The following is a 17,705-nucleotide window of genomic DNA, read 5'->3' on the forward strand; positions in this document are numbered from 1 at the left end:
TATAATATTGAATAATTCTCAGTAAAAAGATGTTTAGATAAATAATTAATTAAAATAATTTAAAAAATTAACATTTAAGTGAGAATATGTTAATACCATTTGCGTCTAAAAAGACCCAAGAGTACTTGAGGATCTACCGTGATAATAAAGCGAATACGTTCTTCATAATTGGGTTGGGCAATCTCCCAACCGAGGTTAGAGTAGACAGGGAAGTAGAGCTCGAAAAAGTCTTCGACAAGGTTAAGTCTTACTCCAGAGTCATAGACAAATTTGGTGCTATTATATTTGTTTTTCACTAATCCAATGTCGCCATAGGCTTGAATGTATCTCCAAATCGAGGTACTGAAATTGGCCGTGGTCATCCATTGGTTAGCAAATGCGGCCCCCAACGGATCTAACTGTGATTTAAAACCACCTTCTGCAATAATAATTTGTTGGCTGAACAATCCCGCATCCTCAGAACGTCCTAAATAGTTAAGGTCAAATAAGTAATCTTGAGGTCTGTCCAAAGCGAAACTAAAGAAATCTGAAGTGGGATCTGTGTTGTTTTTTAGAAAGAACCCAGCAAAAAGTCTGATATTTATATTTCTGTTACTTTTAGTGAGTCTTCTAAACTCATAATTAAAGGAGAGTTTACTAAAATTGCTTGCAATTTGAAAATCAGTATTGAAACTCGAAAAATTAATCCTTCCAGGATTGAAATGCGTGTATCTGAGATTAAAGACACCATAGTCGGGTTCATCTATTTCTACAACAGCATCTTCACCAACATCTCGGTTAATGCTAACATATCTTGCTGTGATATTATCAATCCGATCGGCCCTAAAATCGTCATCATTTCTAAACCTAAATGTAATTGAAGGTCGTATCCTTGTAAAGAAGGCATCTTCAGCAAAGGATTGATAACCGGCAGATATACCATAGGTAATATCAAAAAGGTTCTTGTTTTCAATATTATGGGTATAGAATACGGATGTAGACCCTGTTAATGCCTTTGACCGTGTCGCGTACTGGGGCGAAAATCTGTAGTTGAGGCGTTTTCTAAGTATGGTTTTGTTATATATTTTCGTACCGAGTGTTAGACCATCGTATATGTTCTTAAATTCTACCAAAGGCATAAAAAAGACTTGATTGTAGTAGGGGTCTTCAATATCCTTAAACAGTCTAAATTGCAAAGGTTTGTTGTTTAGGAAAGAGCCATTAACAGATTTATAATTATCGCGCTGGTTAAACTCTGGGATGACGTTATAATAGTCCAAAACAAATTTATCGGTACTGTCTTTTGCTAAGCTAATCGTTTTTGTACCGCTAATATTTTCGACCCATTGCTTCCCGATAATTGAATCATTACTCAATTTAAACAATGAAATAGGCATTGTATTATTGCGCTTGTTCTTTATGGTTACCCTAATAGAATCGTCAGTAGTTTCGACTTTTTTTATCTTGAAATCTATCTTTTTTCTGGTCCCAACATAATCGGTAAAAAACCAATCAATATTCTTCTCGGTCTTAGTGTTTAAATAGGTCTCAAAATCGGAGATACTGACAGGTTTAAGTTTATGATTTACTAGAAACGTGGTAATCGTTTCAGATAAATTGATATCATCAGTAAATTTGTCCAAATAGTTCAATCCAACACCAGCCTTATATTTGTTGGCTATATTAGCGTTGAACTTAAGCAGCGAGTCTTTCGACATATTTAAGGGCTGATCCCTATTTTTTCTTGCCAATTCCATAGAATACAAGAAGTACTGAAAATTAAAGTTAAGGTCTGCTGCATGAAAGGCTCTAACGCCCCATATATCGGCTAATGTCCCCAGTAACTTCATATCTGGATAATAGGTTTCCACATATTTTATCATGAAGTAAATCTGGAGTCCTTCACTTAGCCAGTGTTCTTTTCTGGGGTTGAGAAGAAGAATATTGTCAATGTACTTTTTTAATGCGGTTTTTAGCAGCTTTAATTCATATTGAAAAGGATCGGGAAACGGTCTTATAAAATCCGGAAGCTGGTTTAAACCATAAAGGGGATTCTTATTGTAATCAATTCTAGAAACTAATAAGCGTTTATGAGGGTATTCTCCTAAGTTCTCAGTTAAAAATTGTGCTATTTTATCTGTAAGGATGGCTTTATCACTGCCAGATAATCCGCGTTCATTAATATTGGAGATCAGTATTAAATCATCCGTTTGTACAAATCCAAATAAGGGAAATTTTTGGAGTGCCAAATACGTGTCAATCCTATCTTTACCATAATAGACGGTAACTTGAGTTTTAGTTTTAGGATCTGGTGTTGCTGATATTAAATCTAATTCTGAAGTCGGACGATAATTAAAGGGGTGCGTAATGGTCAGTGCGATATCCGCTTTAGGAATATATAGATCATCAATGTTTTTATTGCTGTAATAGTGCCATTTCCCGTCGTAAACTGCAGGTGTGATATACCAGTATTTGAGCTCGAAATCCCTATTTTTGGTAAAGCCATAGCTTGTAAAAGTAGCATCAGGCAAGACTAGCGCATAGCTTAAATCTAAACGATATGAATCACCAGGTGAAAGCGGCTCAGTCAATATCACTTTAATGACGTCAGGATGCTCCTCTAAATATTCAAAATCAAGGATAGAATCATTGCTACTTTCCTTGATACTGGTGATTACCGTAAAACCACGTTGCTCATCACTAGCAAGATGAAATTTAGTACTAAATTCTTCTTCAAAGCGTTTTGCCAATGGTGTGGATTTACTAGAGTAGCTGTTATTCCAATCATGTAAATAAATTTCCTTCAAGGTATCGTTCGTCTCATTTTTATAAATGATGGATTGCGCGATAGAAATAGTCTTTGTTTCTACATCAACATCAGCCTTGACATTAATTTGGTTTTGGGCCAGCGAAAATGCACTAACTAAAAGAAAACTATATAATATGAATAATCGTTTAATCAATGGGATACAACAAATTTTAAGGGTTGTGTATGAGATTCCGAAAAGCTTATAAAGTAAATGCCATGGCTTAAACTGTTGGTGTTAAAAACTTGTCTTTGACTCGAATTGGTCTGAAAGTTTTCTACCACTTGACCGAGTGAATTGTAAATATATAGCCGTTGATTAAAATAACGAGATGAATTAATATAAATAGTCAGCTCTGAATCGATTAATGATTTTTCTAATCGAATAGCCTCTGCAAGGTCCTCTTGGTCTGTAAGTGATAAGGTCACATCAGCTTCCAAGGATAGAGTTACCGGCAAATGATCACTAAAATTATGTAGTGCGTTCCTCACTTCAAAAGAATAAGGCGAACCGGGGATGGCACAATCCGATGAGTTTATAGCTCTGTTATAACATGCAGATAGGCCATTATTGCCATACACTTGGTAGGAGTCGTTGACATAGTTAATGTCTGTAGTACCTAGCATATTCTCCGAGGTTAAAATAAAATCAAACCGATCATCAAAACCTCCTGGGGCACCTCCTAGATCATCCCGAGTTCTGGTAGACTGTGTAAAAACATCCACAAAATTTGGGTTATTACTCCAATTACCGACACGGTTTATGGGGTCGGCGAAGGTAATATTGTTGGTGTCTTGTAAAAGCAGTTGAAATGCAGGCTCCGTTCCCTCGTAAAGATTGAGATCACCTCCCAGCAATACGTTAGTATCTGCGGGAAGTGTACTGAGATAATTATCCAATTCAACAACCATATCAAAGCGTATTTGGGCGTTTACAACACCGCTAGAGGCTTTGAGATGACATACAACGACATAGATTTCAACAGGATTTGTAACCTGATCAATGGTATTCAATCGGAGTTTATAGATATTAAAATCTCTTAAACCCGTAGGCACAATAATCTCCTCTTCAAGGATAAACTTGGTACTATCGTAATACAACAAATTTTGTAATTCATTATTATCTCCTGACAGATCATCGGAGGTATTGGTGGCGAAGGTGGCCATTTCAAAACTCGGGCTTATGGCCGATCTCGTAATGTTAAGCACAGTATTGGCACCGGTGCTATTGTTAAGCTCACATACTAGGAATAAGTCGGGTTGATAGTCGGATAATATGAATTCGAGATCATTCTCGCGATTGGGAACTGCAACTTCATCAGGGTATTTTAGTAAATTGTAGAACATCACCTTAAAAGTCTCCTGCGAAGAAACTTTAAAATTAAAACATAGAACGACCAGTAAAAACCCTAGTATTTTCTTTTTCATAGCTCTAATACAACGTTCGTTTTTTCTAAAAATTTGGACTCAGTCCATATTCTTTATAAAAACTGTTCAAAATAGTAATGACTTCTTCTGACGTATCTACTAAATGAAATAAGTCTAAGTCTTTTGGACTGATATTACCGGCATCCAATAATGTCGTTTTAATCCAGTCGAACAAACCTCCCCAGAATTCCTTACCAACTAAAATAATAGGAAAGGTTTCTATCTTATGGGTTTGAATAAGGGTCATCGCCTCAAAAAGCTCATCCAATGTTCCAAAACCACCGGGCATTACTACAAAGCCTTGTGAGTATTTTACAAACATTACCTTTCTCACAAAGAAATAATCAAAATCCAAACTTTTATCCTTATCTATATAAGGATTATCATGCTGCTCAAAGGGCAATTCTATGTTAAGTCCTACAGAGGTTCCTCCAGCAACATGTGCGCCCTTATTACCGGCTTCCATAATTCCCGGGCCCCCACCGGTGATGACACCATAGCCATGCTCAACAATTTTCTGCGCTACATCTACGGCGAGCTGATAATATTTATGGTCTGGTTTTGTACGTGCTGATCCGAATATAGATACACAAGGCCCTATTTTACTTAGCTTTTCATAGCCATTTACAAATTCACCCATGACTTTGAAAATGGCCCATGAGTCGTTTGTTTTTATTTCGTTCCAGCCTTTATGTTTACTTTCTTTTCTCATAATACACTTTTCTTATGTTGCAAACGTATGCACCTAAACTCTAAACAAGTCCTGCACAATATACTATTATTTCAATTCCTTCCTCAAAAATTTAGCCGTATAACTCTTTTTATCTTTGATGATTTGTTCTGGAGTACCCTTGGCAACGACCTGACCACCGCCTTTGCCACCTTCATAACCAATATCAATGATGTGATCCACGGTTTTTATAACATCCAAGTTGTGTTCGATAATTAAAACGGTATTGCCTTTGTCCACCAACTTATTGAGAACTTTCATCAAGACCCTTATATCTTCAAAATGTAGACCGGTAGTGGGTTCGTCGAGTATATAAAATGTATTACCCGTATCGCGCTTACTCAGTTCGCTCGCCAGTTTAATGCGCTGGGCCTCACCACCAGATAGCGTTGTGCTTTGCTGTCCTAGGGTAATGTAGCCTAAGCCAACATCCTTAATGGTCTTAAGTTTTCGGTATATTTTAGGGATATGCTCAAAGAAATTTACGGCCTCCTCAATGGTCATATTTAAAACATCACTTATAGATTTGCCTTTGTAGCGTATTTCTAGGGTCTCTCGGTTAAAACGTTTGCCTTGACAAGTTTCACATTCGACGTAGACATCTGGTAAAAAGTTCATTTCAATGACACGTAGACCACCTCCTTGACAGGTTTCGCAGCGTCCCCCAGCGACATTAAAGCTAAAACGCCCCGGTTTGTATCCTCGAATCATGGCTTCGGGAATCTGCGCGAATAATTTCCGTATTTCATCAAAAGTTTTGGTATAGGTGGCAGGATTACTTCTGGGTGTTCTTCCGATAGGAGATTGGTTAATATCAATAACCTTATCAATATGCTCCAAGCCTTTTATACTTTTGTAAGGCATTGGTTTTTTTACACCATTAAAATAATGTGCATTAAGAATAGGATAGAGGGTCTCATTAATTAAAGTTGATTTACCACTACCTGAAACACCAGTAACTCCGATCATTGTCCCTAAGGGGAATTCCACATCTACATTTTTAAGATTGTTACCAGTACAACCTTTAAGCACTATTTTTTTACCATTACCGGAACGTCGCTTTTTTGGAACTTCAATTTCTTTTTGTCCATTGAGATATGCTGCAGTTAACGTCTCTTGTAGACGTAATTCTTTAGGTGTGCCCTCGCTAATAATTTCCCCACCGTGTTTACCGGCAAACGGGCCAATATCAATAACATGATCAGCGCGTTCTATCATATCCTTGTCGTGCTCTACGACAATTACTGAGTTCCCAACATCTCTGAGCGATGATAGTGAATTGATCAGTTTTTCATTGTCGCGTTGATGCAAACCAATACTAGGTTCATCCAGAATATAAAGCACCCCGACTAACTGAGAGCCTATTTGTGTGGCCAGTCGGATTCGCTGTGCCTCACCACCAGAAAGGGACTTGGAACTTCTATTTAAGGAAAGGTAGGTAAGGCCCACATCCAATAAGAACCCCACGCGGTTCTTTATCTCTTTAATGATTTCTGCGGATATTTTGCGCTGTTTTTCTGAAAGGCGTTCGTCAATATTTTTTAGCCAATTTCCTAATTCAACAATATCCATCTTTACCAAATCGGCAATGCTCTTGCCATCGACTTTAAAATAAAGGGATTCTTTTTTTAGCCTAGACCCTTCACAGACTGGACACTCAACTTTATCCATGTAGTCTTTAGCCCAACGCACCAAGGATGTAGAATTGGATTTGTACTGGCTTTCTATAAAGTTGGCGACGCCTTCAAAATCGATATTGTAGTCCCTAGTAACACCAAGGAGTTTACTCTCTACGGTAAACTTATCTTTACCACCGTAGAGAATCATTTGTTTAGCCTCTTCTGGGATATTTTTCCAAGGCTCATCTAATGAAAAATCAAAGCGCTGTGCTATGGTATGAAACTGTTTAAAAATCCAACTCTTCTTTTCGGGGCCGTGTGGTGCTAAAGCCCCATTTTTGATGGAAAGTGTTTCGTTGGGAATTATTTTTTTCTCGTTGACCACATACAATTCACCAATACCGTTGCAATTTGGACAAGCGCCTTTAGGTGAATTAAATGAAAAGTTATTAGGCTCCGGGTTAGGATATGAAATTCCAGAGGAAGGACACATAAGATTACGGCTGAAGTAGCGTGATGTATTGGTGTCCTGATCGATGACCATTAACACATCATCTCCATGATACATAGCGGTGTTAATGGATTCCATGAGCCGTTTTTCATTATCCAACGAGTCGTCAATCTTTAAACGATCAATAACAATCTCGATATCGTGTGTTTTGTAACGATCGAGCTTCATGCCTTTTTCAAGGTCGACGATCTCACCATCCGTTCGTACCTTAACAAAACCTTGTTTTGCAATTTGTTCAAATAATTCACGATAGTGCCCTTTACGCGAGCGTATGACGGGCGATAAGATATTTATGCGTTTACCATTGAACGATTTTAAAATTAAATCTTTAATCTGCTCGTCGGTATAGCTCACCATTTTCTCGCCTGTTTCATAACTGAATGCATCTGCTGCTCTCGCAAATAATAGACGCAAAAAGTCATAAATTTCTGTAATGGTACCGACAGTCGAGCGTGGTGATTTACTTGTTGTTTTTTGCTCGATGGCAATAACTGGTGATAGCCCATCAATTTTGTCGACATCAGGTCGTTCTAAACTGCCTAAAAACTGTCGCGCATATGCCGAAAACGTTTCTATGTAACGTCGCTGTCCTTCGGCGTAAATCGTATCAAAAGCTAAAGACGATTTTCCGCTACCCGAAAGCCCTGTAATCACTACAAGTTTTTCTCTTGGAATAGTTACATCAATGTTCTTAAGATTGTGTACCCGGGCACCTTTTACTTCAATAGATTCGTCAAAATAGCTCATAAAATAGATTGCTTTTCTATGATTTATAGCAAAGTTGCAAAGGTACAATTTTAGATGTTAAATAGATGTGAAGGTTTAAAGTGAATATTCTGTTTAAAGAGGATAAAAAAAGTGTTCTATAACCTATAGAACACTTTATAAAGTTTTAAGCAGTAAAGTCTATTAGCTCTTTATTGAAATTTCTCCAGCTTTAATTGACTTTGCATAGTTGGCTTTTACCGTGGTTAAATATCCAAAAAATTTAGTACCATCTTTTTTCTTTAATACCACATCAGTCGAGCCATCTTTGCCCTCAATGATTTCGTCAATAACAACAATATTGCCTTTTACACTTTTATAGTTCGCGACTTTACCTCGCTTTGTCAAGGTATTAAGTTTTGGAAACTTAACATAGTTGTAGACGTGTGAAGATGGACGTTCTATAATAAGTACATCTCCTACTTTTGGTTCATTTTGTCCAAGCGCTATAAAACAAAATCCTAAAAATAATAGGGTAAAAAATAATTTTTTCATAATTAAAAGCGTCTAAATTAAGAATAATACAAAATTATTAAGAATTTGTAAGATTTTCAATCTTTTCAAGCTTTTTGTTTAAGAAATTTAGGGCCTATATAATTTGTGCAATATGAAGAAGATATATGGTATTTTATCTAATTTAAAACCCACCCTATCATAAAAATATTAAATTGGAACTGAATCCTAAGAGCTACCCCTTGCGCTAGGAACATAAAATGGTTTTATTGACCCTAAATGAATAATGATGCTTTGATGGGTAATTAGGTATGCTCTTCAGAGTCAGATTTATTAATAAAAAACAGAAGCTATTAATTAATTTATTCTAGTCGAAGACGTATCATTACAGATTTCACGGCCTAGTGTTTATTAGTTAAATCAACTGTTTGTTAATTTGCTATTAACAAATTATGGGAAGATATAAACACAGCGTTCTTGTTGTGACTGCTTATTTGATTGTTGGTGTTGCTACAGCACTAAATGTTTCAGATATCATGGCAGATATAAGCCGAACGGTTAAGGCTAATTTGCCATTAAATGCTACAATCTCGGGTACTGCAACTGTATGCCTTAACGAAAACCCACAACCTCAAATTACTTTTACTGGATCTGACGGTTCAACACCTTATACCTTCACCTATACCTTAAATGGTGGTGCCAATCAAACCATAAGTACAGCTGGAAATAACACTTCAGTATCAATACCCGTTAGTACAGCGGCAATAGGTACTTTTGAATATCAACTGGTTTCAGTAACCGATGGGACCAATGACATGGAGACTGTTAATGGTACGGCTACAGTAACAGTGGCCAGTCCACCAACCGCGAGCTTTACCTTTAATAATGGGGGATGTTCTGCTGATGCTGTAATGTTTAATTCTACAGTTTCTGGAGATGGACCTTTTACTTATAGTTGGTCATTTGGGGATGGGAATTTCTCCGACTTAGAAGACCCGTCCCATATCTACGATGCCTTTGGATGTGGTTTTACCAATTTTACAGCGATTTTAGAGGTTACGGATGCTAATGGATGTACGACTACAGTATCAGAAATTGTGAACATAGAACAGCGCCCCGATTTAAGTTTTGAAGATTTAGATGCACAGTTTACACCACCTTTTGATAATTGTGGGAATAATACCGTGGACCCTGCTTACACCGTAAACGTCGGAAATACATCAACATCAACAGCTTGTATAACCTCTTACGATATTGATTGGGGCGATGGAAGCTCCGAAACCAATGTTACGTTCCCCATATCCCATACCTATGCGACTCTAGGTTCCTTTAATATGGTTATTACGGCTTATGGCGATGGCGGTTGTAATGCCACAGAAACTATTTTGGTAAAGAATTCCAGTAACCCTATTGGCGCTATAATAAATCCTGGAAATACGGTCAACTTATGCTTACCAGTGAATGCGTTAGATTTTGCCATTGGGTCTTGGGGTGCGAATCCTCCAGACACCACCTATTTTGTGGATTATGGGGACGGTACGCAAGAGACCTATACGCAGGCAGATTTAATTGCCGCAGTAGCGAATTATGATCCTAATAACCCCGAATTGGCAGATCCTTTCGAGATTCCGCATGTTTATACCGAGTCTAATTGTCCTAATCCTGACTATACCATTACGTTGATCATTGCAACGTCGTGCGGACAAACGGTTTTAACGGCTGGACCTATTATCATTTTGACCCAGCCCACTGTGGATTTTGAATTTGACTCACCGAGTTGTGTTAATACGGTAGTTCAGTTTACCAATACAACGGAAGGAGGTTTTGGTCCTAATTGCTTAACGCAAGCGTTACATAATTGGGATTTTGGTGATGGGACAACCTCTAATCTTGAAAGTCCAACCCACGTTTACACATCTCCAGGAACATACACGGTTACTTTGACTGAAGAAAATTTTTGTGGACTATCGGATCCTGTTGTTAAAACCATTTGTATTGAGCCTGATTTAATTGCTGATTTTTCCCTTAATACAAATGAAGGTTGTATCCCTTTCAATGTCACAGCAACTAATACTACGGACTTGTCCCAGTCTTGTGGTGGTGAAACCTATCTTTGGGAGGTGACTTATACACCTGATTTTTGTGGTGTAGCGGCTTCTTGGAGTTTTACAAATAATACGGATGAAACCTCAGAAAATCCTTCATTTCGGTTCGATACAGCAGGATTATACACCTTAAGTATGACCGTTACCAATTCCTGCGGGGATTTTACGACTGAACAACAAGTTAGTGTAAAGCGCCCACCGACAGTTTCGATAGACCCTATAGACAATGCATGTGGAATGGCTACATTTAATCCAGTGGCGACCGTTGACAATTGTGCACCTAATACGGACACTATTACTTACAGTTGGTCTTTTCCTGGCGGTACACCGGCGACTTCGGATCAGTTAAACCCCGGTACAGTGACTTATACAACTGTAGGGGATTATACAGTTACGTTTAGTGCGACCAATAGTTGTGGTACGGAAACGGTCACAGAAGACTTTTCTGTTAATCAAAGTCCAAATATTTTAAATACAGATTTAGACCAGACCTTGTGTTCTGGCAATGCTACAACTGAAATTAATCTGACCTCTGATGGCCCTAATACCGTATTTACATGGAGTGCCAACAACCCAGCAGGGCTTACTGGATTTATACCTAATGGAACGGGCAGTATAATACCATCGCAGACCCTCATCAATAGTTTGTTGGTACCTGTAACGCTTATATATACGGTTGTACCAGAAATTGACGGTTGCACAGGGCCTCCTGTTAACTTTAATATTACTGTAGACCCTGCACCATTTATTGATACACAACCACAATCGGAAGAGGTCTGTCTTAATGGAAACACCAATGACTTATCGGTTAGTTATCAAGGTTCGGGAACACCAAGTTATCAATGGTTCGTAAATACGGTAAATAATACAACTGGTGGTACAGCCATTGCAGGTGCCAATGGGCCCACATTTTCTCCTCCTAGTGATACCATAGGAACCTTGTATTACTATGTTGTTATTACGTTTACGACTGGTGACTGTAATGAAATTACATCCGACACAGCGGCTATCACAGTCGAGGAGATCGCTCAAATCACTGCTGAACCAATAAATTCGCAGTCTATATGTATTGGTGGTGCTTCCGAAGCCCTTACAATTTCGATAAGCGGTGGTGCAGGTATAGTCAGCTATCAATGGTACAGCAATACAACCAATAGTAATTCTGGCGGAACTATAATTCCCGGGGCTACGTCTGCGACATATACACCACCAGTATTTACAAATTCAGGTACATTTTACTATTACGTCGAAGTCAATTATACGGCAAATGGATGTCCAGGTTTGATGAGCAGTGTTTCCGAAATTATTGTGGTCGAAGACCCTATGATAACAAGCCCTGCATTAGGTGCTCAGGATATTTGCCAAAATACTGTAGTGCAAGAATTAGAAGTTAACGTATCTGGTGGTTTAGGTACCATTTCTTATCAATGGTACGTCAATACGGTTAATGATACCACTTCGGGAACTGCCATTGCAGGTGCTACGGCTTCTACTTATACGCCTCCGTCCAATACTGTTGGAGTTCTGTATTACTATTGTATTGTTACTCAGGATGTATCGGGATGTGAAGTGACAAGTACCGTAGCCACCATAACGGTAAATGCAGCTGCACAGTTTAGCGCGCAACCTTTATCGGACGAACTATGTCTTGGGGAAACCACGGCAGCCCTAACAGTTTCTTATTCTAATGGCACAGGAACACCAATATACCAATGGTATGAAAATACGGTGAATGATACCGCCTCAGGAACAGCAATCGCGGGGGCAAACACAGATACTTACCAACCTATTGTAAATATTGTGGGAACGACCTACTATTATGTCATTATCACATTTAATTCTGGTGGGTGTTCTGAGATTATATCTAGTGCTGCAGAAATTACCGTTAATGAAACCCCAAGTATTTCTGATGGTTCGGTTTTAATTTGTAGTGGTAATGATTTTGAATACATTCCCAATAATGCTGGTGATATCGTTCCATCGGGAACTTTGTATACTTGGACGACACCTGTGATTAATCCAGCGGGTAGTATTACCGGAGCTACGGCACAAACCACACCAACGGGCTCTATTTCTCAGTTTTTAGTAAATACGACAACAAATCCAGCGACGGTGACTTATACTATAACTCCAGTGGCAGGTATTTGTGTCGGAGAAGATTTTGAAGTCATCGTAACTGTGAATCCATCGATATCCGTAACCTCAAATCTTAGCAATAATTCATGCTTTCAATCTAATGATGCATCCATAACTATTGATATTGTTGGCGGTATACCATTTTCGGTAGGCGATCCCTATAATATTATCTGGACAGGACCCAACGGGTTTACAAGTAACGATGAGGACATTTTTAATCTGGAAATAGGCACTTATACACTAAATATTGAAGATGATGGGGGTTGTCCATATTCTGAAATATTTACAATTACAGAACCTGATGAGCTTACATTTAGCGGGGTGAGTTTTGATCCAGAAACGATTTCATGTTTTGGTGCTAATGATGGTGAAATAAGTATTGATGTCGCTGGAGGAACCTTGCCCTATACCTATTCTTGGACCCTAAACGGCAATGCCTTTTCATCAGATGAAGATTTAATAGATCTAGGTCCTGGGGACTATGCGGTCTCTGTGACCGATGTCAATAATTGCGGGCCCATTAATCTCAACTTTATAATTGAAGAACCCGAAGTTTTAGAGGTGACTCTAGATACTAAGGTAGATGTGATCTGTTTTGGTGAATCTACGGGTGCCATCAATGTCAATGTTACTGGTGGCCGACTCGATTATTCCTATAGTTGGTCAGGGCCCAGTGGGTTTGTCAGCACTGATCAAAATATAGATGCTTTATTTGCTGGGATTTACAATCTCACGGTTACAGATAGTTCGGGCTGTACTGACGATCTTCAAGTGGAAATCCTTCAGAATGATCAGCTCAATATAGACGTGACCATTACGGAGATTGTATGTTTTGGGGATGACAATGCTTCGATTACCATTGATAACATTTTAGGTGGCGTTGGACCTTATGAGATTGCTTGGAGTAATTTTGGCACTGGTAATGTTCAAACCAATCTGTCGGCTGGGACTTATACAATTACGATTACAGATTCGGAGAATTGTACCAGAGATTTTCCTATTCTTATTGAAGAAGCACCTGTGTTTTTGATTGATCCTGTCGTGACACAAATGTCATGCTCTGGTGAAAATGATGCTAGTATCATACTCAATTTTGAGGGAGGTATAGATCCTGTTACTGTAGTTTGGGATGATGATGCAACGGCAGGTGTGGAGCGCAATAATTTGGCGCCTGGTACTTACAGCGTTACCATTACGGATGGTACACCTTGTGTGATACAAGACAGTTTTACCATCTTCGATATTTTGCCTTTACAACTTTCGGCGAATGTCATTGATGCTCTAGACTGTGATGATACCAATAGTGGGGCCATAAATTTACTAGTTCAGGGAGGAACGCCTCCATTTACTATTAATTGGTCTAATGGTGCTACGACTGAAGACTTGACTGCTATTCCTCCTAATACCTATACCGTGGTTGTGACCGATGCCAATGATTGTACCATTGAAGGAAGTTGGGACGTCAACCGGTTTGAACCATTAGTTCTCGATGTTGAAACTCAATCTGAAGTGGATTGTGAGACTAAAACGGTCAACCAAACCTTTGTAGCGACCACAACAGGTGGCGTGCCTCCGTTTACTTATAGTTGGTCGAGCGGTACGGTTAGTGGTTTAAACAATGAATTTATGACCACAGGTGAAGACGGTTTAGTGCTTTTAGAAGTCTTAGATGCTCAGGGTTGTACGACTAATTTTAGTTTTAATGTCGATCTTCCTATACTCGGAGATCCCGATTTTGACATCGACTCATTTGGATTTGCCAATTTTGGCGTATATGCTATAGAGGATCCCATAACATTTACGAATTTGGCTACTGGTGATGTGCAAAGTATTTTATGGGATTTTGGTGACGGTAGTTTTTCTTCGGAAGAAAATCCCACCCATACTTACAACGCGATTGGGACTTATGTCGTGACTCAAACAGTCACGCATCCATTTGGTTGTGTTTATGAACGCGTTATTACGCTTGTCATTGAGAAGGGCTATAAATTGGTAATGCCAGATGCCTTTACACCAAATGAAGATGGTATTAATGATTTCTTCGGTCCTGTTTATGTAGGGCTAAATAGTTTAGAGCTCAATATATATGATACTTGGGGAAGCTTAATCTATACCGAAGATGACGAGAATTTTTCGGGCTGGGATGGTAAAATCAACGATGAAATTGCTGAAAACGGCAATTACTATTACACATTTTCGGCTAAAACCTTTTATGGAAAAACTATTACGGCACAAGGAGCTTTTGTGTTTATAAAATAAAAACAATGACATTTAGACAACTGTTATTAGTAGGAACTGTTATTGGATTTTGGACCGCAAAAGCTCAAGATCCAATTTTTACGCAATCTAATTATATTCAAGAGACTATCAATCCTGCATTTTCGGGATTTGAAGACAATGACCGTATAGGCGCAGGATTATTAAGTCGGGTGCAATGGCCTAATTTAGACTTACAGATCAATACCCAATACGCTTTCGTCAACAGATCTTACGAATATAGTCCTAGTTTAGCCTTTGGTTTGGGGGTTAATGCCGTTTGGCAGTATGAATCCTTTAATAATTACAATTACGCACAAGTCAATTTTAACTATGCACATCGTATTAATCTCAATAATGGTTGGTACTTTAGACCAGCTCTCGAAGTAGGTGTGGGCAATAAGAGCAATCGTTTTAGAAATCTTACACTTGCCGACCAGATCAATATCAATTCTGGTTTTATCAACCCCGTTTCGGTAGACCCATTTGTAGATCGTGTTAATACAAGATTCTTTATGGATATTAATGCGGGCTTTATCATCGAAAAGGAAGAATCTAGTAATGGTATAGCCTATTGGTTGGGTGGTGCAGTACGGCATCTCAATAGACCCAACATATCCATCGTGGAGGGTGAGCGGCTGCCCTTGGATATCTTTTATTCGTTTCACGGCAACTTTAGATTTCCGTTTTTATTGGACAATAGCATTATGATGACGACTAATTTAATGGTACAAGGACCCTATAACCGTTTGGATGTTGGTGCGATATTTCAATTGAGAGCTATATTATTGGGCCTGACGGCAGCGACAAATCCTGCACGCAATGACGGTAATGAGCATTTGGTGACGTCTGTAAACGCGCTTGTGGGTTTTGAGTATGACACCTTTAGATTTGGATTTTCGTACGATAAAAACACCTCTAATATTGGTCGAACGGATGGCGTCTATGAGTTGTCGGTAACCTACTTGTCGCGATGCCGGCGCTGTAATACGGATCGCAGTAGAAAGCGATAGCTTATTAATTGCTATTTTTATGAAAGTCTAAAATGTTATTCTTGGTATGTCTAAACAAAATTCTTTAGTCGAAGCGATTCAGAAGCTTATAGAAGCGATTCTAAAAGCTTTGGGTCACGATACTACTAAGAAACGCACTTGGCATCAACACGTGGTGCCTTATGAGGAGGGTTGGGCAGTGCGACGCGAGGGCAATAAACGTATTACTTCCAAACACCGAAAGCAAAGTACGGCTATACGAAAGGCTAAAACCTTAGCCAAACGTTATAAGGCCGATGTGATTATACATCGAGAAAGCGGTGGAATCCGCGATCGTTTAAGCTATAGTGATTAACTATTATCTAATCCCAATTCAGTGCGCTATTCTCCTGTGCACAACTACCGTCCAATGTTGCTTTTGGATTATTGAGAAACTGTTTCGCCAGGCCGAAAAAGCAGGAATTAACGGGTACATGCCCATCATTAGTAAAGGTAATATGCTGGTCTTGACTTAAACCTTTTGCTACAACAGCTCCATTACTTGGAGGTGTTACAGGGTCGTAATCACCACTAATGAGCAATGTGGGAATATCAGACTTAACAGGACGCATCGGATTGGATTTAACTTTGACACTTGGCCATAGTTTTATGACCTCAGGATCTGCTGAAAACAAACTTAATCCTGTATCACTAAAGAGTGAGTGCTCACTATCTTTATTAAGCTTAGCTTGATTGTTATAGCGGCCTTCATCAGCGGTCATAATGGCGTAATATACCGCAAGGTTAATTAAGGTGAGTCGAGGCAAAAACTGATTGATAGCTCTCACTATATGGTTTTCATCTCTGGTTTTAAGTGCTTGTATAAACTCAGGTAGTCCTTCAATCGTATTGTCCTTATATAGCATCTGATGCATAAAGAGCAATACATCCTGTTGATTTAAAGCAAAATCGCTACCATTAAGTGATATCATAATAGGATTGGTTTTAAGGGTATCATACACTTCGAAAAACTCCGATTTTAAATTCGGATAGCTCTTATTACAATCAGTAGTATTAGCACAATCCGTAAACATTTTATCGAGTGAATTACTGAAGTTTGAAAACAAATGATCGTACATACGAATTTCAGGTGGAAACAAGCCCGATAGGATAGCACTCCTTACGTGTTTTGGATAGAGTTCCATGTACTTTAAGCCGAGGCGTGTACCATAAGAGCCACCGAATAAGTTGAGTTGTTTATAACCTAAATGTTGTCTTAGGGCTTCTAAATCTTTGGCGCTCGTGGTGGTGCTAAACTGCCGGTCATCGGTTTTCAAATAATCGGTACAGGATTGGATACGTTTTTTAAGTTCAGCGATTTCTTGTTCAATATCCAAATCCAAAGCCATAATTTCCAGAAGTTGCAGGTTGAGGTTGGGGCAGAGCTCTTCAGAAAAGCCTATGCCGCGTTGATCGTATAAAATATAGTCGCGATCTGGATCCAAATTAATCTGGCTGTAGATATTTGCTAAATCTAGCACGCCACCTCCAGGACCACCTTGTAGGAATACCACAGGATCTTCCTTCCGGTTGTCGCTTTTAGAACGTATCACTAAATATCCGAGTTTCGTCGTTTCAGAGTGCTTAGAATCCCAATTTCTGGGAACTTCCACAAAACCACATTGGTCACCTTGTTGCATGTTACTATAAGGAAACGGACAGGCTTGTTGCGTTTGCGATTGGCAATTGGTAAATGTGAATAATACAAATGTGATAAGAACGAAGTAGCGCATGGTTTTGATTGATTATTTATCTAGTAAATTAGATAAAAAATAAAGAACAATCTTTAGAATTAACAAAACTATAATACCTTGTTTTGTGGGATTATAGCTATTTTAGTTTTTTAATTATTGTTTAACATTAAAATAGATTCCTGCCTTGCGCTT

General features: G+C 38.7%; 9 protein-coding genes. 3 read left to right on the forward strand and 6 right to left on the reverse strand.

Annotation, left to right across the window (positions count from 1 at the left end; all coding sequences use genetic code 11):
* Positions 1-89: 89 nt before the first annotated feature.
* The 5 genes from ACO052_RS12680 to ACO052_RS12700 all read right to left on the reverse strand — a co-directional run bounded on the left by ACO052_RS12680 (position 90) and on the right by ACO052_RS12700 (position 8,333).
* A complete protein-coding gene (locus ACO052_RS12680; protein ID WP_422104145.1) occupies positions 90-2,942 on the reverse strand; it encodes a metalloprotease in 2,853 nt (950 codons plus the stop codon).
* The gene (locus ACO052_RS12685; protein ID WP_422104146.1) at positions 2,939-4,213 is read right to left on the reverse strand and encodes a T9SS type A sorting domain-containing protein; all 1,275 of its coding nucleotides are present in this window, start codon (positions 4,211-4,213) and stop codon (positions 2,939-2,941) included. The genes ACO052_RS12680 and ACO052_RS12685 overlap by 4 nt, the downstream gene beginning before the upstream one ends.
* Before the next feature lie 25 nt (positions 4,214-4,238).
* The gene (locus ACO052_RS12690; RefSeq protein ID WP_422104147.1) at positions 4,239-4,925 is read right to left on the reverse strand and encodes a TIGR00730 family Rossman fold protein; all 687 of its coding nucleotides are present in this window, start codon (positions 4,923-4,925) and stop codon (positions 4,239-4,241) included.
* 66 nt (positions 4,926-4,991) lie between these two features.
* A complete protein-coding gene (gene uvrA / locus ACO052_RS12695; protein WP_422104148.1) occupies positions 4,992-7,820 on the reverse strand; it encodes an excinuclease ABC subunit UvrA in 2,829 nt (942 codons plus the stop codon).
* Positions 7,821-7,982: 162 nt separating this feature from the next.
* On the reverse strand, positions 7,983-8,333 hold the full coding sequence (locus tag ACO052_RS12700; RefSeq protein ID WP_422104149.1) for a hypothetical protein: 351 nt from the start codon (positions 8,331-8,333) through the stop codon (positions 7,983-7,985).
* Positions 8,334-8,743: 410 nt separating this feature from the next.
* Here ACO052_RS12700 and ACO052_RS12705 point away from each other — a divergent pair, with 410 nt between their 5' ends.
* The 3 genes from ACO052_RS12705 to ACO052_RS12715 are packed head-to-tail and all read left to right on the forward strand — an operon-like array spanning position 8,744 to position 16,135.
* Positions 8,744-14,791 (forward strand): PKD domain-containing protein, encoded by a 6,048-nt coding sequence (locus ACO052_RS12705; RefSeq protein ID WP_422104150.1) that lies wholly within the window; start codon positions 8,744-8,746, stop codon positions 14,789-14,791.
* Between the two features lie 5 nt (positions 14,792-14,796).
* Complete coding sequence (locus tag ACO052_RS12710) at positions 14,797-15,801, forward strand: PorP/SprF family type IX secretion system membrane protein (RefSeq protein WP_422104151.1); 1,005 nt, start codon at positions 14,797-14,799, stop codon at positions 15,799-15,801.
* Positions 15,802-15,847: 46 nt separating this feature from the next.
* Positions 15,848-16,135 carry a DUF2188 domain-containing protein gene (locus tag ACO052_RS12715; RefSeq protein WP_422104152.1) on the forward strand — a complete coding sequence of 96 codons (288 nt, stop codon included), beginning with the start codon at positions 15,848-15,850 and terminating at the stop codon, positions 16,133-16,135.
* 7 nt (positions 16,136-16,142) lie between these two features.
* Here ACO052_RS12715 and ACO052_RS12720 read toward each other — a convergent pair whose 3' ends face one another.
* Positions 16,143-17,552, reverse strand: coding sequence for an alpha/beta fold hydrolase (locus tag ACO052_RS12720; RefSeq protein ID WP_422104153.1), 1,410 nt, complete (start codon positions 17,550-17,552; stop codon positions 16,143-16,145).
* Positions 17,553-17,705 lie beyond the last annotated feature (153 nt).

This window comes from Winogradskyella sp. (assembly GCF_965228925.1).
Lineage (GTDB): Bacteria > Bacteroidota > Bacteroidia > Flavobacteriales > Flavobacteriaceae > Winogradskyella.